This is a genomic window from Brachybacterium sp. Marseille-Q7125 (assembly GCF_023062615.1).
In the GTDB taxonomy this organism is placed as follows: domain Bacteria; phylum Actinomycetota; class Actinomycetes; order Actinomycetales; family Dermabacteraceae; genus Brachybacterium.
The window spans coordinates 19,456-38,670 of sequence record NZ_JALLAL010000031.1; the positions used below are offsets into that span (position 1 = coordinate 19,456).

The 19,215-nt window shown below is 70.3% G+C and carries 13 protein-coding genes; 7 read left to right on the plus strand and 6 right to left on the minus strand.

The annotated features are described in order from the left end of the window. Positions 1-41: 41 nt before the first annotated feature. Positions 42-2,789, plus strand: coding sequence for a sugar-binding protein (locus MU407_RS09070; protein ID WP_246956805.1), 2,748 nt, complete (start codon positions 42-44; stop codon positions 2,787-2,789). A 62-nt stretch (positions 2,790-2,851) separates the two neighbouring features. Here MU407_RS09070 and MU407_RS09075 read toward each other — a convergent pair whose 3' ends face one another. The 4 genes from MU407_RS09075 to MU407_RS09090 are packed head-to-tail and all read right to left on the minus strand — an operon-like array spanning position 2,852 to position 7,165. Continuing rightward, positions 2,852-3,781, minus strand: a complete 930-nt coding sequence (locus MU407_RS09075; RefSeq protein ID WP_246956806.1) for a carbohydrate ABC transporter permease — start codon at positions 3,779-3,781, stop codon at positions 2,852-2,854. After that, positions 3,778-4,767, minus strand: a complete 990-nt coding sequence (locus MU407_RS09080; protein WP_102237186.1) for a sugar ABC transporter permease — start codon at positions 4,765-4,767, stop codon at positions 3,778-3,780. The genes MU407_RS09075 and MU407_RS09080 overlap by 4 nt, the downstream gene beginning before the upstream one ends. Next, positions 4,767-6,080, minus strand: coding sequence for an ABC transporter substrate-binding protein (locus MU407_RS09085; RefSeq protein ID WP_246956807.1), 1,314 nt, complete (start codon positions 6,078-6,080; stop codon positions 4,767-4,769). Before MU407_RS09085 ends, MU407_RS09080 begins: the two co-directional genes overlap by 1 nt. Next, the gene (locus MU407_RS09090) at positions 6,077-7,165 is read right to left on the minus strand and encodes a PfkB family carbohydrate kinase (RefSeq protein ID WP_246956808.1); all 1,089 of its coding nucleotides are present in this window, start codon (positions 7,163-7,165) and stop codon (positions 6,077-6,079) included. The genes MU407_RS09085 and MU407_RS09090 overlap by 4 nt, the downstream gene beginning before the upstream one ends. Before the next feature lie 229 nt (positions 7,166-7,394). On the opposite strand from MU407_RS09090, the gene MU407_RS09095 reads away from it, so the two are divergent. The 5 genes from MU407_RS09095 to MU407_RS09115 all read left to right on the plus strand — a co-directional run bounded on the left by MU407_RS09095 (position 7,395) and on the right by MU407_RS09115 (position 15,807). Next, on the plus strand, positions 7,395-8,306 hold the full coding sequence (locus MU407_RS09095) for a DeoR/GlpR family DNA-binding transcription regulator (RefSeq protein ID WP_246956809.1): 912 nt from the start codon (positions 7,395-7,397) through the stop codon (positions 8,304-8,306). After that, entirely contained in the window at positions 8,303-9,682 is a 1,380-nt protein-coding gene (locus MU407_RS09100; protein WP_246956810.1) for a 6-phospho-beta-glucosidase, read from the plus strand. Before MU407_RS09095 ends, MU407_RS09100 begins: the two co-directional genes overlap by 4 nt. Before the next feature lie 7 nt (positions 9,683-9,689). Further along, the gene (locus tag MU407_RS09105; protein WP_246956812.1) at positions 9,690-13,025 is read left to right on the plus strand and encodes a glycoside hydrolase family 38 C-terminal domain-containing protein; all 3,336 of its coding nucleotides are present in this window, start codon (positions 9,690-9,692) and stop codon (positions 13,023-13,025) included. Continuing rightward, on the plus strand, positions 13,022-14,131 hold the full coding sequence (locus MU407_RS09110) for an alkaline phosphatase family protein (RefSeq protein WP_246956813.1): 1,110 nt from the start codon (positions 13,022-13,024) through the stop codon (positions 14,129-14,131). Before MU407_RS09105 ends, MU407_RS09110 begins: the two co-directional genes overlap by 4 nt. 113 nt (positions 14,132-14,244) lie before the next feature. Continuing rightward, entirely contained in the window at positions 14,245-15,807 is a 1,563-nt protein-coding gene (locus MU407_RS09115) for an RNA-binding domain-containing protein (protein WP_246956816.1), read from the plus strand. Positions 15,808-16,019: 212 nt separating this feature from the next. Here the strand turns inward: MU407_RS09115 and ppk2 are convergent, their stop codons facing one another. Together ppk2 and MU407_RS09125 are read right to left on the minus strand one after the other, a co-directional pair. Further along, positions 16,020-16,952 carry a polyphosphate kinase 2 gene (gene ppk2, locus MU407_RS09120; protein WP_102237192.1) on the minus strand — a complete coding sequence of 311 codons (933 nt, stop codon included), beginning with the start codon at positions 16,950-16,952 and terminating at the stop codon, positions 16,020-16,022. A gap of 126 nt (positions 16,953-17,078) precedes the next feature. Next, a complete protein-coding gene (locus tag MU407_RS09125; protein ID WP_246956817.1) occupies positions 17,079-17,720 on the minus strand; it encodes a class I SAM-dependent methyltransferase in 642 nt (213 codons plus the stop codon). A gap of 117 nt (positions 17,721-17,837) precedes the next feature. Between MU407_RS09125 and MU407_RS09130 the strand changes: the two genes are divergently transcribed. Next, positions 17,838-19,085, plus strand: coding sequence for an acyltransferase family protein (locus MU407_RS09130; protein WP_246956819.1), 1,248 nt, complete (start codon positions 17,838-17,840; stop codon positions 19,083-19,085). Positions 19,086-19,215: the final 130 nt, after the last annotated feature.

Sequence of the window (19,215 nt, forward strand, 5' to 3'; positions counted from 1 at the left end):
CCATGCGGTGCATCGCAGCGCTGCCCCATCAAGGAGGACCCATGAACGGCTCCGCCACCCCCACCCTCGCCACCCCGCACCTGTCCCGTCGGCGCCTGCTCCAGGGCAGCGCGGTCCTGGGCCTTGCCGCCGGGGCGACCGCCCTGGACCTGAGCGGCCTGCCGCCGATGGAGCGGGCGCTGGCCGACGGCACCGTGGACCTGGACGTGCTGTACATCGGCGCGCACCCCGACGATGAGGCGTGGACCCTGGCGGCCTTCGGCCAGTGGGATGAGTTCCACGACCAGAAGGCTGGGGTCATCACCATCACCCGCGGTGAGGGCGGTGGCAACGCCGTGGGCCTAGAGGAAGGGCCGGCACTAGGTCTGATCCGCGAGGAGGAAGAGCGCACCGCCGTCGGATACGCGGGCATCAAGCACGTCTTCAACCTCGATGCGGTGGACTTCTTCTACACCCTGTCCGCGCCGCTCAGCTACGAGGTGTGGGGCGGAGCGGACATCCTCTCGCGCGTGATCCGCGTGGTGCGGGCCACCCGCCCGGACGTCATCGTCACGATGAACCCCTCAGCCGTCGAGGGCAATCACGGCAATCATCAGCAAGCCGCGATGTTCGCCGTCGAGGCGTACCTGCTGGCTGGCCGCGAGGACATCTTCCCCCAGCATTTCGAGGAGGGGCTCGAGCCCTTCGCCCCGGCGCGGCTCCTACGCTCCGGCTCCAACGGAACCTCGAGCACCGGGCCGGATGCCGTGGCCCAGGGCTTCAAGCCCGTCGTTCCGAGCGACGTCGTCTACGGCACCTGGAACGGCACTGAATCTGAGCGTCACGGCAAGCGCTGGAGCGCCGTCCGCGATGACTCCGTCCACACGTACCGCACGCAGGGCTGGCATGTCATCCCGCCCTCCCCTACGGACCCGCAGAAGATCCCCGTAGCCTGGTTCACCCTGATCGGCTCCCGCACCCCGCTGGCGGAGCCCACCAGCTCCGACACCGCCGCGCTGGAGGGCGCGACCCTGCCGATCGACGGGGGCCTGCCGCTGGGCACCACCCTCGACATCACCTCGGACACTTTCGCGGTGCTGCCCGGCGTGCCGTTCGAGGTGGAGGTCGCGCTCGGTTCCCCCGGCAGTGCCCTGCCTCAGGCGGCCGTTGAGCTCGAGGTGCCTGAGGGGTGGAGCGTGGAGGGCAATGGCCGAATCGGCACCGTGCCCGCGAAGCAGAGCCGCACCGCGACCTTCACCCTCACCGCTCCTCAGGACGCGACGCCGGGGGAGCACGTGCTGGTCACTGCCCGGGTCACGAGCCGCAAGGGCGAGGGTTTCAACGTGCTCCCGCTGCGCACGGCCGGCCCGGTCGAGGCCGGCATCGCCGACCGCCCCGAGATCGCCGCCTTCCTCGAGTGGACGGCTGAGCTGGGGATGCAGCGCCTGGATGCGCTGGTGCCCACCCGTCGGTCCCTGCCCAGCGGCAGTGCCGAGGAGTTCGAGATCGTGGTGCGCAACCACTCTGATAAGACGCAGGACGCGGAGGTCACCCTCGACCTGCCCGACGGCATCGTCGCCGAACCGGCGGAGCTGCTGGTCGAGGCCATCCCCGCGGGTGATGAGAAGCGCGTGAGCGTGCGGGTGGAGAACACCGATGCTGACCTGCCGACGGCGAACCGCGCCCCGGACGGCGGCGTCTACCCGGTGACGGTCACGGCGAGCGCCGCGGGCATCGCGGCGCCCACCGCTCAGGGCCTTCACCTGGTGCCGCGCCTCGTGGCCGCTCGCACCGAAGGGGTCGAGGTGGATGCCGTGCGCGGCGAGGCCGAATACCCCGGCGAGCCGATCGACATCGGCACGCTGTGGGAGGGCGAGGAGGTGACGCCGGAGGACGCCTCCGGGAGCACCTGGGTGACCTATGACGACGAAGCCCTGCACGTGTTCGTGAAGGTCGTGGACGACACCCTCGGCGCGCTGCTGCCGCCAGAGGACAACAAGCAGCGGTTCCGCACCGACTCCGTGGAGATCATGATCGATCCGCGCGGCACCTCGGACCACACGGCCACCACCTTCATCCTCGGGGTTCTGCCCGGCACGGATGTGGATGGTGGCATCGGGGACCCGGTCGCCGGACGCGACCACGACAACCGGCAGGGGCCGATCGCGGACACCGCCCCGAGCGTGCGCATCGCCGCGTCGATCTCCGAGCCGTACAGCGGGTATGTCCTCGAGACCACGATCCCGTTCGCGGAGCTGCCTGATGGCATCGACCCCACGAACATCGGCTTCAACGTGGTGGTCTACGACTCCGACACGCAGGACCAGACTGGTCAGTCCCGCATCGGCTGGTCCACTTTCCCGGGTGTGCAGGCGGATCCGTATCGCTGGGGCGTGCTTGAGCTGCCGGACCTCGCCGCGGGAAAGGAGGCTCCGGTGGAGCCGCGCATCCCGGATTCTGCGGCCCGGTCAGTGGAGTCCCCCGGGTCGATCCACCAGTCCGCCTCCGACGGGGTGGGCCTGGGCGGTGCACCGGCGCTGCCCAGCGGCTCGCTCCTGCTGGAGAACGTGCACCGCTCCGGTGGCGTGGTGAACGCGCAGGTGCGACTGGCGCGCGCTGGCACCGTGCGGGCCTACCTGTGGGATGGCACGACGGTGCTGGGCGCTCTGGATGCCACCGAGCACCGCGGAGGAAACCACCGCATCACCGTCGAGCTGGCAGGGGAGGCCGCTGACGGCGCCACTGTGCGCCTGGTGGCCTCGCTCGAAACCGCCAACGGAACCGCGGCGGCGAGCAGCCCGGTGGACTGAGGTCTCGCACGGCCCGGCCCCGTTCTCGGGGCCGGGCCGTGCCGGGGCTATCCCTTACTCCCTCACTTCACCGCACCGTCGGTGATCCCGTTGATGAACTGCCGGGCCCCGATGACGAACACGATCAGCAGTGGGGTCACGGCGATCACGGCGCTGGTCATGAGCATGCCGTAGTCGGTGCCGTGGGTGGTCTGCAGCTGCGAGAGCACCACCTGCAAGGTGAGCTGGTCGGGGTTGTTCAGCACGATCAGCGGCCACATGAAGTCGTTCCACGAGCCGATGAACGTGAAGATCGCCAGGAACGATAGGGCCGCGCGGGCCGAGGGCAGCGCCACATGCCAGTACTGGCGCAGGAACCCGCAGCCGTCAAGCGTCGCAGCCTCCATCAGCTCCAGGTGCACGGAGTTCTGGAAGTACTGGCGCAGCCAGAAGATCCCGAACGCCCCGGCAAGGGATGGCACGATCACGGCCTGCAGCTGCCCCACCCAGCCGATCTTCGCCATGAACAGGAACTGCGGGATCGTGGAGAGCTGGGAGGGCAGCAGGAACGTCGCCATCACCACGAGGAACAGCAGGTTCTTGCCCCGGAAGGAGAACTTCGCGAAGGCGAAAGCGGCCAGCGAGTCGATCAGCAGCACCAGCACCGTCACGGTGGTGGCGACGATGATGGTGTTGCCCATCGCGCCGAACACGTTGACCGTGTTCATGACGGTGGAGAAGTTCTCCGCCATCTTGTCGCCGAACCACAGCGGCGGCGGGAACTGGTAGATCGCCGCCGAGCGGTGGCTGGACAGCACGTACATCCAGTACAGGGGGAACAGCGCGATGAGCGCGCCGATCCCCAGCAGCAGATGGCGCACGAACCCCGGCAGGAGCCGACGCACCGGGCGACGGCGCGCAGCGGGTCGGTTCCGCGCAGCGGGCCGACGGGGGCCCACGGACGCGGTCCCGTCGGCGCTCTGAAGGGTGCCCTCCGGGCTGGTGAGGGTCATGAGCGGCGCTCCCTCGTGGCGAACCAGTTGATGATCGTGAAGACGATGACCACCACCATCACGCCCCAGGCGATCGCGGCACCGTACCCGTAGCGGTTCTCCTGGAAGGCCACCGAGTAGAAGTACAGCACCATCGTCAGCCCCGAGTTTCCGACGCCGCCGGCGCTCGCGGCGCCGCCGCCCAGGGAGCTGGTGAGCACCTGGGATTCGGTGAAGGACTGCAGGGAGCCGATGGTGGACATGATGGTCACGAAGGTGACGATCGGGCGCAGCAGCGGCAGAGTGATCGAGAAGAAGGTGCGCACGGGCCCGGCGCCGTCCAGCTGCGCCGCTTCGTACACCTCCTTGTTGATCGACTGCAGGCCCGCGAGGATCAGCAGGGCGTTGTAGCCCACGAAGCTCCAGGCGGACAGCGAGGCGATCGCGACTTTGATGCCCCATTCAGTCTGCAGCCAGCGCACCGAGTCCAGACCCATCACGTTCAGCAGGGCGTTGGCGATGCCGAAGTTGGAGGAGAAGATCGAGCTGAACAGGATGCCCATCGCCACGAGCGACGTGATGTTGGGGACCAGGTAGGCCACGCGGTACACGGTGGAGAACCGCACCGTGGAATGCAGGCCCAGGGCCACCAGCGTGGCGAGGGTCAGGCACGGCACCGTGGACATCACCCACAGGATCAGGGTGTTGACCAGGGCCTTGCGGAACAGCGGATCCGTGAGCAGGTACTGGAAGTTCTCCAGGCCGATGATGTTCCAGCTGCCCAGCCCCCGCCAGTCGGTGAAGGCCAGCGCCATCGTGAACGCGATGGGCATCGCGCCGAAGACGAGGAACAGCAGGAAGTACGGCGACAGGGCGGCATACGCCTTGGTTGCGCGGCTGCCGCGCAGCACGAGGGTCCCGGGCTCGTGGGGGATGGGGCGTCCCCGCCGCCGCGGAGACACGGTCCGCGGCGGCGGGGGCGTCGATCGTGGATCCGCGAGGGTCATCAGTCGACCTTCACGCCGTTCTGCTCGGCCAGGCGCGTGGCCTCCTTGACGGCGTCGTTCCACGCGGTCTCGGGGTCCTTGCCGCTGGCCTCGACCTCGGTCAGCTGGGCCCAGAACGGGGCGCCGACGGTGCCGTCGCGGGAGTCCTCGAACAGCGGGCGCACATGCTCGGCGGCGGCGGAGAAGACCTCCGAGGCCACCTGGCCGCCCAGGAACTCGACCTCGCCGGTGACCTCCGGGGTGTCGAAGGAACCGATGTTCGCCGGGAAGTTGCCGGAGTGCGTGTACTCGGTGGCGAGGTTCTGGGCGCTGAGGATCTCGAAGATGATCTCGAGCGCGAGCTCGGGATCCTCCGTGCCGCCCTCCGGGATGCCGAGGAAGGAGCCGCCCTGGTTGGTGGCCTCACCGGGGTGGGTGGTCACATGCCACTTCCCGGAGGTGTCGGGGGCGTCGACGATGAGGTCCGCGAGGTGCCAGGAGGCACCGAAGTCGGCGGGGAGCTTGCCGGAGGCGACCATCGCGGCAGTGTCGGCGGTGTTGGAGTCCAGCGCGGCGTTGATGCCCATCTCGTGGGCGGAGACGGCGAGGTCCCAGGCGTGACGGACGTGCTCCTCCGCGCCGATGAAGGTGCCGGACTCGTCGATGAACGCCTTGCCGGACTGGCGGCGCGCATAGTCGAACACGCCGGCGAGGTTGCGCAGCAGGTAGGTCTCGGAGTCCTTCTCCTGCAGCTTCTTGCCCATCTCGAACAGCGCATCCCACTCGGTGATGGCCTCACCCAGCTCCGTGGGATCCGCGGGCAGTCCGGCTTCCTCGAAGACATCGAAGCGGTAGAACAGGGCGGTGGGGCCGATGTCGATCGGGATGCCCAGCTGCTTGCCGTCGGTCGTGGTGGCCTGCTCCCACTTCCAATCCAGGTACTCGCCCTTCTTGTCCTCGGCGCCCAGGGTGTTGAGATCCACGAAGTACTCGGGGACGGACTTGAAGAACGCGATGTCCTCGCCCTTGATGCCGGTGATGGCGGGTAGCCCGGACCCCGCCTGCAGGGTGGTCTGCAGCTTCTGCTTGAAGTCGCCGCCCTGGATGACCTGGGAGAATCCCGCCTCGGGGAACTTCTCCTGCACGGCGCTGATGATCTTCTCGTCGAAGCCCTCGGGCCAGTACCACATGGTGTTCTGGCCACCGCCGGCACCGCCGCCGTCGGAACCGCCGGACTTCCCGGTGGTGGAGGTGGAGCAGGCGGCCAGCAGGCCCATGGCGGCCAGCGCGCTGGCGCCGAGGACGGAGCGGCGATGGGGACGGAAAGCGGTCATGACAGATCTCCTGACAGGTGATGAGCGGGGGCGGGGGTGGAACGGTCGGACGTGCAGGTGTCGAAGGTGGCGGGGGTGGTCTCGGAGCGGGGGTCCTTGCGCAGCACCTCGTCGAGACGGTCAACGAGGGGCAGGTCATGGGCGCGGGCGAGCTCGGCGAGCTGCGGCAGCGCGGGGATGCGGCCGGGTCCGGCGACACCAGCGGCACGGGCGGTGGCGGCGAGAGTCGCGAGCTCCAGAGCTGCGGGCAGCTCCCAGCCGAGGGAGAAGCCGACGATGAGCGCGGCGCCCAGGGTGTCGCCGGCACCGGTGGCATCGGCCGGCCCGAGGTCGAGCGCCTCCACGTGCACCTGCGCTCCGGTGCGGGCGTCGATCCCGAGCGCTCCGCGGGCTCCGAGGGTCACCACTGCCACCGGCACCAGCTCGGCGAGGGCGCGCACGGCCTGTTCGGGGGTGTCGGTGCGGGTGTAGGCCTGGGCTTCCTCGGCGTTGGGCAGCATGGCGAAGCAGTGCTCGAGGTGGCGCAGGATCGCCCGGTCCCAGCGCCCGGTGGGGTCCCAGCCGACGTCGGCGAAGACCCTGCCCTCAGTGCCCGCGAGCCAGGGCATGTCCTCGAGGTGCAGGTGGACCGCGACGGCGTCGGCCCCGCGGGTGTCCGGGGTGATGCGATGCGCGCCGCTGCGGTCCGCTCCGCCGGTGACCAGGGCACGGTCCCCGTCATAGGCGATCGCGGAGGTGATCGGCAGTGCCCAGCCGGGCCGCACCTGCAGGGCGTCCACGGCGATGCCCTCGGCCTGCAGCTGGGCGCGCACCAGGGCGGTGGCGGCATCCCCGTCACCCACGGGAGCGGCGACGGCGGTGCGGGCCCCGAGCGCCGCGGCGGCCCGCGCGAAGTTCGCGATCCCGCCGGGGACGAGGGCGGCGCGGTCGGTGTGCAGCTCTTCGCCCAGACGCGGTGCCCGCTCGAGCGGACCGTAGAGGACGTCGAGGAACAGCTCGCCCACGGCCAGCAGGTCGCGCCGCGCAGGAGCGTCCGCGGGGACCGTGGGGCTCGAGGTCGGCGTGATCGTCGGCGGTGACGACATCTGCTCTCCGTTCGGTGGGGGAGCGGGGCGGTGGCGGGATCCATCCCGCCACTGCCGCCGCTGCTCCGACGACGTAACGATCCACAGTGTGGATTTGCAATCAAAAACTGTCAAGGGCGCGCATAGATGAACATCAAGTGAAGAAGTGGCTAAGCGGTCACCGGGGCAGCCGTGAGCGACGTTGCGCGACTTTGTTGCTTGTCGGTGGGGTCGCTACTAGGGTGGAGACGTGATCCGGATCGCCCGCCTCTCCGCCCTCGAAGCACTGCTGCGCGAGCGTACCGTGCTGTCCACGCAGGAGATTGCCGAGCTGCTGGGCGTCTCCACCGCCACCGTGCGGCGCGACCTGGACGCTCTCGAGGCCAACGGTGCGATCGAGCGTGTCTTCGGCGGGGCGCGGCTGCACCCCGCGCGCGCCGACGCGGTGCCGAGTGTGGAGCCACACGCAGAGCAGGGGGCAGCAGCACCCATCGGCGCCGCTGCTGCCGGGTCTGCATCCGGTGCGACCGGCGGCGCCGCCAGCACCGCCCCGGACTCCTCCCCGGTGAGCGATCACGCCACCGGTCCCGCGATCGACGACCCCTTCGCCGAGGTGCTCTCCCGCAACAGCGAGGCCAAGCAGGCCCTCGCCGCGGCGGCCGCCGCCCTGATCCATGACGGGCAGACCCTGTTCGTGGACGTCGGCACCACCACCTACGAGTTTGCCCGTCAGCTGATCGGCCGTGAGCTCACCGTCATCACCAGCTCCCTCGGGGTCGTGGACCTACTCGGAGCCTCCCCGGGCATCGACCTCATCGTCCTGGGCGGGGACTACAACCGCGAATACCGCTGCACCCAGGGCATCGAGGTGGAGCGTGCGCTCGGCGCCCTGCACATCGACCGCGCGGTCCTGGGCTGCGCCGGCATCAGCGACAAGGGCATCGTGCGGGACACCGACACCCGCCAGGCTGCCGTCAAGCGCGCCGCCCTGCGGGCCGCCAGCTCCTCGCTGCTGTTGGCCGATGCCAGCAAGATTCCCGGCACCGGTGCCTACAGCGCCATCGACCTGGCCGCCGTCGACGCGGTGGTCACCGATCAGCCCCTGCCCGCGCCCCTGGCCGAACATGCCGCCGCCCACTCCACGGAGGTCATCCCCCCATGAGACTCGCACTGCTGGGCGGAGGCGGCTTCCGCGTCCCCCTCGTCTACCGCACACTGCTGGCTGACACCTCGGACGCCCGCATCAGCGAGGTGCGCCTGCACGACACCGACCCCCAGCGTCTGGGCGCCATGGCGAAGATCCTCGCCGACCTCGCCGGGGACCGCCCCGACGCTCCCGCGGTCGTGCTCACCGAGGACCTCGCCGAGGCGGTGCGCGGCGCAGACTTTGTGTTCTCCGCCATCCGGGTGGGCGGCACCGCCGGACGCGCAGCCGATGAGCAGATCGCCCGCGAGGTCGGCATCATCGGCCAGGAGACCACGGGCTTTGGCGGCATCAGCTATGCGCTGCGCGGCCTGCCGGTCGCCCTGCAGATCGCCCGCACGATCGCCGAGACCGCCCCCGAGGCGTGGCTCATCAACTTCACCAACCCCGCCGGCATCATCACCGAGGCCTCCCGCACCGTGCTGGGGGACCGCGTGCTGGGGATCTGCGACTCACCGATCGGCCTGGCCCGCCGCGCGATCACCGCCCTCGAGCATGGCGGCGTCGTCTCCCCGGGTACCGCGGCGCGCGTCGGCACCGGCGAGGTGCGCCTGGATTACGCGGGGCTGAACCACCTGGGCTGGCTGCAGGGCATCGAGGTGGACGGCACCGATGTGCTGCCGCGCCTGCTCGAACAGCCCGCGCTGCTGGAGGACTTCGAAGAGGGTCGCCTGTTCGGTGCCGAGTGGCTGCAGACTCTGGGCTGCATCCCCAACGAATACCTGCACTACTACTACTATGCGCGCGAGCTGCTGCATGCCGATGCCGCCGCTGAGCACACCCGCGGCGTGTACCTCGCCCAGCAGCAGGCCGCGTTCTACCGCGAGGCCCGGGACGCCAGCCCCCGTGAGGCTCATGAGCTGTGGGAGCGCACCCGGCGCGACCGGGAGGAGACCTACATGGCCACGTCCCGCGAGGCCGCCGGCGGCATGGACCGCGACGAGGAGGACCTCGAATCCGGCGGCTACGACCGCGTGGCCCTGGCGATCATGCACGCCATCGGCCAAGGAGAACGCGCCCAGCTGATCCTCAACGTCCGCAACGGCTCCACCATCGGCTTCCTCCCCGAGGACGCCGTGGTGGAGGTGCCCTGCGAGGTGGACGCCGAGGGTGCCCGCCCGCTGCCCGTCTCCCCGCTGCCCGATCACGCCCGCGGCCTGGTCTCGACCGTGAAGCATGTGGAGCGCACCGTGATCCGCGCCGCGCTCGAGGGGTCGCGCGAGCTCGCGGTCGAGGCCCTGGCCCTGCACCCGCTGATCGACGGCGTGGGCGTGGCCCGGCAAGCCCTGGACCGCGCCGCGCACACCTTCCCCGAGCTCTCCTACCTGCGCTGAGACCCCGATGCACCACGACGAGAAGCGGGTGCTGGCCCGCGTGGACCGGGCGCTCACCGAACGCATCACCCCTGCGGTGCACGAGGATCTGGGGCCGCTGCGCGTGCGCGTGTGGCAGGTTCCCGGCGACGGTGAGCCGATCGACGTCCAGCAGGTCCCGCCGGCCGAGGAGTGCACCGCCGTCCAGCTCCCGTACCCGTGGGGCCGGGCCTGGTCCACGTGGTTCTTCCGCCTCGAGGGGGAGGTGCCCGCGGCCGATGGTCCGGTGCTGCTGGAGGCGGACCTCGGCTTCAAGGACGACTGGCCGGGCAACCAGTGCGAGGGCCTGCTGCGCGATGCGGATCTCGTGCCGCTGAAGGCCATCAACTCCCGCAACCGCACCGTGCCCGTCACCGCCCCGGCCGGGCAGCACGTCACCTACCTGCTGGAGGCGGCAGCGAACCCGGACCTGTTCGAGCACGGCACCATCCCCACCGAGATCGGCGACCGTCTCACCGCGGGCCCCGAACTGCTGTACTCCCTGCGCGAGGCCCGGTTCGTGACCCGTCGGCCCGCAGTGTGGGGGCTCCTGCACGACCTGGACGTCCTGCGCCACCTGGTGCCCGAGCTGCCAGAGCACTCCCCACGCCGCGCCCACATCACCGAGGCGCTCGACCGCGCGATCGATGCTGTGGACCTGCACGATGTGCCCGCCACCGCGTCGCGCGCCCGCGCGGTCCTGGCCCCCGCGCTCGCCGCCCCCGCCGCGGATTCCGCGCTCGAGGCGATCACCATCGGCCATGCGCACATCGATTCGGCGTGGTTGTGGCCGGTGCGGGAGACCGCCCGGAAGGTGGCCCGCACCTTCTCCAACGTCACTGCGTTGATGCAGGAGTATCCGGAGCTGACGTTTACCGCCACGAGCGCCCAGCAGTACGCGTGGCTCGAACAGGACCACCCGGAGATCTTCGCGCGCGTACGCGCGGCTGTGGCGGAGGGCCGCTGGTTCCCCTCCGGCGGGATGTGGGTGGAGTCCGATGCGATGATGCCCGGCGGGGAGGCGCTGATCCGCCAGTTCACCCACGGCATCCGGTACTTCGACCGGGTCTTCGGGCAGCGTTCGCGCACCCTGTGGCTGCCGGACTCCTTCGGGTACACCGCGGCGCTGCCGCAGATCGCCCGGCAGATGGGGCTGACCGGCTTCCTCACCCAGAAGATCTCCTGGAGCCGCACCAACCAGCTGCCGCATTCGAGTATGTGGTGGGAGGGGATCGACGGCACCCGCATCCTCACCCACTTCCCGCCGGTGAATATGTACGACTCGATGCTCACAGCCGATGAGATCGCCGCCGCGGAACGGAACTTCCGCGAGAAGGGTCGCTCGAGCCTGCAGGTCATTCCCTTCGGCTACGGCGATGGCGGCGGCGGACCCACCGCGGACATGATCGAGCGGGCCCGCCGCCGCGCGAACCTCGACGGCTCCCCGCGCCTGCGCATGGGGGACCCCGACGGCTTCTTCGACGAGCTGCGCGCCGAATACGCGTCGGCCGCCCCGACCTACCGCGGCGAGCTGTACCTGGAGTTCCACCGCGGGATCTTCACCTCCCAGCTGGAGATGAAGCAGGGCAACCGGCGGATGGAGGCGGCGCTGCGCACCCTCGAGCTGGTGTGGGCGCTCGTGACGCGACAGGGCGCGGGCGAGCTGGACGTCGCGGCGGTGGATCGGCTGTGGGAGCGCACGTTGCTGCTGCAGTTCCACGACATCCTGCCCGGCAGCTCGATCGCCTGGGTGCACCGCGAAGCCCGCGAAGACTACGCCCGCATGCTCGAGCAGGCAGAGGCGATCACCGCCGAGGGCCTCGCCCTGCTGGGCACCGGAACCGCGCCGCGGGTGCTGAACCCGGGCGGCCACCGGCGCCGCGGGATCGTGGAGACGGCCGAGGGGCCGCAGCTGGTGGAGGTGCCCGGCTCGGCGCTCGCCCCGCTCGCGCAGGTGCGCTGCGAGCCCCGGCAGGAGGTGCGCGCCGAGCAGCACGCGGATGGCACCATCACCCTGGACAACGGCCAGCTCAGCGTGCATATCGCGGCCGATGGGACGCTGGATGCGGTGCGGGACCTGACGGCCGGGCGCGAGCTGCTGCCCGCCGGGGCGCGCGCCAATGAGCTGCAGATGTTCCAAGATGTGCCCAATGAGTTCGACGCCTGGGACGTGGACCGCCACTACCGCGGGGCACGCCAGGACCGGGTGGGGGAGCCGACGCAGCTGCGCCTGGTGGAGGCCTCTGAGCTGCGCGCGAGCGTGGAGATCCGACGCCGCCTGGGCGACTCCGAAACCATTCAGCACGTGACCCTCGAGGCCGATGCCCGCCGCGTGGACCTGCGCCTGGAGGTGGACTGGGGCGAGCGGGAAACCCTGGTCAAGGCCGCGTTCCCGCTCGCAATCGCAGCCACGGAGCATCGGGCGGAGATCCAGTTCGGACACCTGGCCCGTCCCTTCCACGAGAACACCTCCTGGGAGTTCGCCCGCTTCGAACTGCCGATGCAGCGCTGGGTGCTCGCCGCCGAACCCGGCTATGGCGCGGCGCTGCTGACCGACGGCGGCTACGGCTACGACGCGCTGCCCGGCAGATCCGCCCCGAGTGAGACAGAGGAGCCGGGGGAGCTCGGCACCGGCTGGCCGGGCACTGAGGCGGGCGCGCAGGTGCTGCTGCGCCTGTCGCTGCTGCGCTCGCCGAACTGGCCCGACCCGCGCGCCGACCGCTCCCGCCGCACCATCCGCTACGCCCTGCTGGCCGATGCGGACCCGGTGAGCGCGGTGCACGCCGCCGAGGCGATGCACCTGCCGCTGCGGCTCGTGGAAAGCAAGGCAGGCACAGAGGCAGAGGCTGCCGTCGGCGCCGTGCGGGATGCGGGGGCCGCTGGTGACCCCGGTGCTGCCCGCGAGGAAGGCGCCGCGTCGGCAGGGATCCTGCAGGCCGCCTGGATTGAGGACCCGGGCGTGCATGTGGATGCGGTGCTGCCGGCCCGTGACGGCAGCGGCGATATGGTGCTGCGTCTGCACGAGGGCCACGGCGGCCATGTGGACACTCACCTGCACCTGGGGATGCCCGCTGAGCGCGTCCGCGAGGTCAGTCCCCTCGAAGAAGACCTCGAGGATCCGCAGATTGACGTCCGCGCTGTGCCGGGCGAGGGCGAGCCGCTGCCCGCGGAGGATGGCGAGCAGCGGTCGGCTAAGCAGCGGTCTGGCGAGCTGCACCCGGCTGAGCAGGTGCAGAGCATCCCGCTGCGCCTGCGGCCCTTCCAGATCCTCACCCTGCGCCTGACCCGGCCCGCTGACCGCCACAACCCGGAGGACCCCTCATGAAACTCCTGCTCATCGGCCTGGACGGGGTGCGGATCGACCTCGCCTTACCCGCGGTGATGGACCGCGTGCCCGGCTTCGCCGAGCCCGACCACCCGGCCGACCCGCGCTTCGCCGCGGAGCCGGTGCCCGCCGCGCAGTCCCCGTCGGCCCCTGCCGCTGAGCCAGCCGTCGATGCCGACCCCGCCGCCGAGCCCCCGTCGGACCCGGTCGCTGAGCCCGCCACCGCACCCACCGCGCCCGCCGACCCCCTCGCGCCCACCCTCGCGCGCCTCGTGGACGGCGGGGCGATCCTGCCGGTGTGGATGACTCCGCCGACCGATTCCGGGCCGGGCTGGGCCTCGCTGCTGACCGGCACCACGCATGAGCAGAACAATGTGTGGTGGAACGAGTTCGTGGGGCACCGTCTGGCCCGCACCCCGGACCTCCTCTCCCAGGTGTTCTTCGCCGATCCGGCGGCGCGCACCTTCGCCGCGAGCACGTGGGATGCGCTGGTCTCGGCCACGAGTGCCGGGCCCGTGATCCATCAGCGGGTGGATCAGCAGATCGGCGGGCAGCACCAGCTGTTCGCCGCGACCGACTTCTCCCGCGGCTGCCGCAGCGCCGATCAGCAGGTGCGCACCCGCGCCGCCTGGACGCTGAACCATGAGGGCCCCGATGCGGCGTTCGTGTACTTCGAGGGCGTCGATGAGGCCGGGCACGCTCACGGCTCCACTGGGGAGGAGTATCGCCAGGCCATCCGTGACGTCGATGAGCACACCCGCTACCTGGTCAAGGCCGTCAGTGAACGGTACGAGCAGCTGGGGGAGGAGTGGCTGATCGCCGTGGTCACCGACCACGGCCACAAGGACGAGGGCGGCCACGGCGAGGACGAGGTGCAGGTGCGCCGCTCCTTCCTCGCCCTGCATGCGGTGGGGCCCGACGGCGCTGCGGAGCGCCTGCGCAAGCAGGTGGCCGACCGCAGCGTGCTGCGCAGCGAGCACGTCACCCCGCTGCTGCTCGAGCTGATCGGCGTACGGCCCGGACGGTGGGAGGCCGGACACGAGGTAGGGCAGCTGCGGGATGTGCCCTCCGTCGGCCCCACCCGGGACCTGCGCTACGAGTGGTGAGCGTGGGGGCGCCATCTCGCAGACTGTCAGAGTGTCATTGTGAATGCCCTGCAGAGTGTCATTCATCGCCGATATCGGTGACACTCTGACAGTGTGACTGCTACTCTGACAGTGTGGTCTGGTCGGAAGAGTATCTGCAGGACGTCCTGGATGAGCTGCGAGAACGCCGCGGTGATACGACCTCCATCGAGGTCAAGCGGGCCAGCGGGGGAGTCCCCCAGCTCGGCGAGACCCTCTGCGCCTTCGCCAATATGCCTGCTGGGGGCACGATCATCCTGGGGATCGACGAACAGGGCGGGGCCTTCACCATCACCGGTACCGACGATGAAGCCGCGCTCGAGGCGGGCATCACCAGCCAGGCGCGCCTCAGTGTGAGTCCGAGCCCGCAGCTCACATCCCAGACTGTCACTGTGGAGGGGAAGCGGGTGCTCCTGGTCCACGTCGCACCGCTGCCCATCACGGAGCGGCCGGCCCGATTCGGCGGCAGCGCATATCTGCGCCAGTCCGACGGCGACTACCGGATGCAGGACCACGAGCTGCGCATGCTGGAGGTCGCTCGCCTCCACACCGAGGAGCAGGTCAGCTACGACCTCACCCCGGCGATTGGGCTCACCGTCGAGGACCTCGACCCAGACCTGGTCCGCTCCTACCTGGCCACAGCCCGGGAGCGGGACCGGCGGCTGCGGGAGCGGACCGATGAGGAGATACTCCGCCGCACCAGCGTGATCACTGCGCAGGGGGAGCCGACGCTTGCGGGTCTCTATGCGCTCGGCGACTACCCCCAGGGCCGCTATCCGGGGCTCACAGTCACGGCCGCCGTCCAGCTGCGCGGCGGGGAGGGACAGCCGCGCACCCGCAACCTCCAGGACTTCACCGGGCCACTGCCCGTGCTGCTCGATGACCTCCTGGGCTGGGCGCTGACCAACCTGGACACCATCACCGGATATCGCGCAGACGGCCACATGGACACCGTGACGGAGCTGCCGATGAATGCGGTGCGGGAGCTTCTCGCCAATGCCCTGGTGCATCGTGACCTGGGTCCGAACACGCTCGGCATGGGCAAAGGAGTGCAGGTGCGCCTCACGCCGCGGGCGCTGTTCATCCAGAGCCCCGGTGGGCTGCGCGGGGTGGCGCTGGATCAGTTGGAGAGCGAGGAGCACGCCCAGGCGGCGGTCAACCAGCGGCTCTATCAGATGGCGAAGAAGCTGCGCACGGCCGATGGTGCGTCGATCATCGAAGGAGAAGGCGGAGGGATCCGCGAGGTCTTCCGGTCAACCGCCGACCGCGGGCTGCCGAGGCCGCAGCTCATCGACACCGGAGTGCAGTTCAAGGCTCTGCTCTGGCGCCCTGAACGCGATGTCATGGTCGGACCCGTCCAGTTTCCTCTCCCGTCGGCGCAGCGCACTGAGGACCTGGTGACCCGGATCGTCGATGAGGTCCCGGCGTCGTTCCAGACTCGCAATGGGGAGCAGGTGTGGGCCGTGCTGAAGAAGGCGGGCCCCCTCTCCTTCCGCGAGCTCCAGGAGCGGACCGCGCTGAGCCCCGCACAGTTGCGCTGGGCGCTGCGCGAGCCACTCCTCGATGGGATCGTGACGATGGAAGGCGGTCAGGGCGACCGGACCACCCGCTACCGGCTTACGCCGCCGGATGTACGGGGGCCTCGCGACGGCGTGTGATGCGAACTCCCCATTGGCCCGTCGCCGATGGGGAGTTCTCCCCGTGCAGTCCGCCCCATCGCGCTGGTGACGGATCGGTCATAGATTCCAGGTACTGGGTGCGGACCTCACCGAGGGGGTGAGGACGGGACCCGGGTCCGGCCCCTGGGGGTCGGCCGCGGATGGGGGCCGCGGCCGATGCACCCGCCAGGGGCCGTGGACCCGGACTCGCCTCAGGACCGCTTCTTCCCCGTCGGCCCCGACGCCACCTGTTTCGCTGATTTCCGGGCCTTCGCACCCTTGCCGTTCTTCCCGCGCGAGCCGCGGGGCCGCGCAAGCGCTTCGGCCACATCCTCGGCATACACGTACCCGGAGCGGTCGGGCCGCTGGTACCCGTCCTCACGCTCGGCGGGCCGCTCGGGGATCTCGATCTTCTGCGGCTCCACGTATTCCCAGGGGATGCGCTGCAGGATGTCGGCGATGACGTTGATGCGTGAGCGTTTCTTGTCCTCGCTCTCCACGGTCACCCAGCGGGCGCCGGGCAGGTCCGTCGCCGCGAACATCGCATCCTTCGCCCGCGAATAGTCCTCCCAGCGGGTGATCGACTCGACGTCCATCGGGGAGAGCTTCCAGCGGCGCATCGGATCCTGGGCCCGGGAGCGGAAACGCGCCTCCTGTTCCTCATCGGACACCGAGAACCAGTACTTCAGCAGCCGGATCCCGTCCTCCACGAGCATCCGCTCCACATCCGGGGCCTGCCGCAGAAAACGGTGGTACTGCTGCTCCGTGCAGAACCCCATGACCTTCTCCACCCCGGCACGGTTGTACCAGGAGCGGTCCATGATGACGATCTCCCCCGCGGCAGGCAGATGCTGCACGTACCGCTGGAAATACCACTGGGTCTGCTCCCGCTCTGTCGGCGCGGGCAGCGCCACGATCCGGGTGTGCCGCGGGTTCAGGTACTGGGTGATCCGCTTGATCGCCGAGCCCTTCCCCGCCGCATCGCGACCCTCGAAGATGATGATGATCCGCTCGCCGCGCTCGATCACCCACTGCTGCATCGCCACGAGCTCGGCCTGCAGGCGCTTGAGCTCCTTCTCGTAGGCGGCCTTGTCGAGCTTCGCGAGCGGACGGGCCGGGGCAGGATCAGATGACGCCGGTGACATGCAAAGATTCTACGGCGCGCCGGGCCGGGCGGGCCGGGACCATGGCCGATGACCGCCCGGGGACCAGGGCCGATGGTCGCGCGGCCGCGCACCCATCGGCCCCACCGGCGCCGCGCCACCACGACGTCACCTGCGCCGCGCCACCACCAGTGCATCCAGGTGATGCCCGGCCGATCCGTCGGGCGCCGTGGCGGGGCGCTCACGATCCTCGGCGATCAGCAGCTCCCACTCTGGCTCGGGCAGCGCGAGCTGCTCCAGCTGCTCCGCGGCCGGATGCAGCGTGAAGCGGTGCTCCGTGCTCCACGACGGCGGCCCGGCATGCGCGGTGATCACCAGATGCCCACCCGGGCGGAGCGCTGTCCCGGCTCGGCGCAGGATCGCGATCCGGTCCAGCGCCACCCGCGACTGGAAGAACGACGCGGTCACCAGGTCCGACGTCCCCGGCTCCGGGCGCCACGTCTCGAGGTCCACGGCCTCGAACCGCGCCTGCTCGAGCCCCCGCGCGGCGGCTTCGGCGCGCCCGCGCTCCACGGCGGTGGGGGAAATATCCAGTCCCGTCGCGTGCCAGCCCTGCTCGGCCAGCCACAGCACATCCCCGCCCTCCCCGCAGCCCAGATCGATCGCGGTGCCGGGGGTGAGGGGGCCGACGACATCGGCCATCGTGGCGTTCACCTTCCCAGACCAGACGCGATCCGCGTCGGTGTAGCGCTGCTCCCAGTAGGCGGCCGGGGTCAGGGACTCATCGGGGTGCTGGGCATCGCGGCTCATGGGGAGAGGATGGCAGATCGCGGGGTGCCCCGCCCGCCCTCGGATAGATTGGCTCCTTCACCAGGGCCGCGAGCGGCGCGCGCCCGAGGGGAGGGACGCGCGATGACGGATCGGCCGATGACCAGGGCGCAGAGGATCGACGCGCAAACGCCCGCGAGCCGCAACCGCGTCGTGGACTTCCTGCGCGCCGCCGCGATCACCGTCGTGGTGCTGGGGCATTGGACGATCATCGCCGTGGACCCCACCGGCGGGATCCAGCCCCACGGCGTGCTCGACGAAGCGCGCTGGACCCATCCGCTGACCTGGGTGTTCCAGGTGATGCCGATCTTCTTCCTGGTGGGCGGCTACTCCAATGCCCTGTCCTGGCGCTCGGCCCGCCGTAAAGGCGTCGGCTACGCCCAGTGGCTGCGCACGCGCCTGCGCCGCCTGGGCATCCCCCTGATCCCGCTGCTGCTGGCCTGGCTGGTGATCGCCGTGGTCGCGGTGCTGGCCGGCGCGGATCCCGCGACGGTCGGTTTTGCCAGCCAGATGGCGCTGATCCCCACGTGGTTCCTCGCCGCCTACCTCATGGTGATCCTCGCGGCCCCGCCGTGCCTGGTGCTGTGGGAACGCTACGGCTGGTGGTCCATCGTCGGCGGTGTCGCGCTCGCCGGAGCGGTGGATGCGCTGAGCATCAGCCTGGACCAGCCGCTGCTCGGCTACCCGAACTACCTGCTGGTGTGGGCGGCGTTCCACCAGGTCGGCTACGCGTGGCTGGATGGTCGCCTCGCCGGGATCGGCCGACGGATGCTGCTTGCCGCGATCGGCGCGATCGGGCTACTCGCTCTCGTGGCGTTTGGCCCCTATCCCGTGTCGATGATCTCCTCCGCGGCCGATGCGATCTCCAACTCCAGCCCCACCCGCGTCACCATGGCGTTCCTCGGGATGCTGCAGGCCGGGCTCGTACTCAGTCTCGAAAAGCCCCTCGAGGCGCTGCTCGCGAGGCCGCGCGTGTGGATGGTGACCGTCATGGTGAACCTGCGGATCATGACCTGGTTCCTGTGGCACCTGACCGTCATGGTGGGCCTTGCCTACTTGCTGCTCGGCCTCGGGGCGACGGCGCTGCTGCCCGAGCCGCTGAGCGGGCTGTGGTGGGCGACCCGGCCGCTGTGGGCGCTCGTGTTGCTGGCGCTGACGGGCCTCGTGGTGCTGGTGATGGGCCGCTTCGAGCCCCCGCGGCCCGACGATCGCCCCGCCCCGCCGCTGTGGAAACCCCTCGGGGCGGCGCTTGCGATCATCGCCGGGCTTGCCGTGATGGCGAACGTCGGCGTGGCGGGGGCCGGGGGAGTGACCTGGTGGTGGCCGCTGGTGCCGGTGGGGGGGTAGGTGTCGCTTATACACATCCGACGCTGGCGAGCAGCCACCCGGGGGCAGTTATTGTGGAAGGCGTTTGGACAAAGAATGGAAAGGTAGTTGCCGGTTATCTAACAGATCGAAGAGGCAGATTCAGCGATTT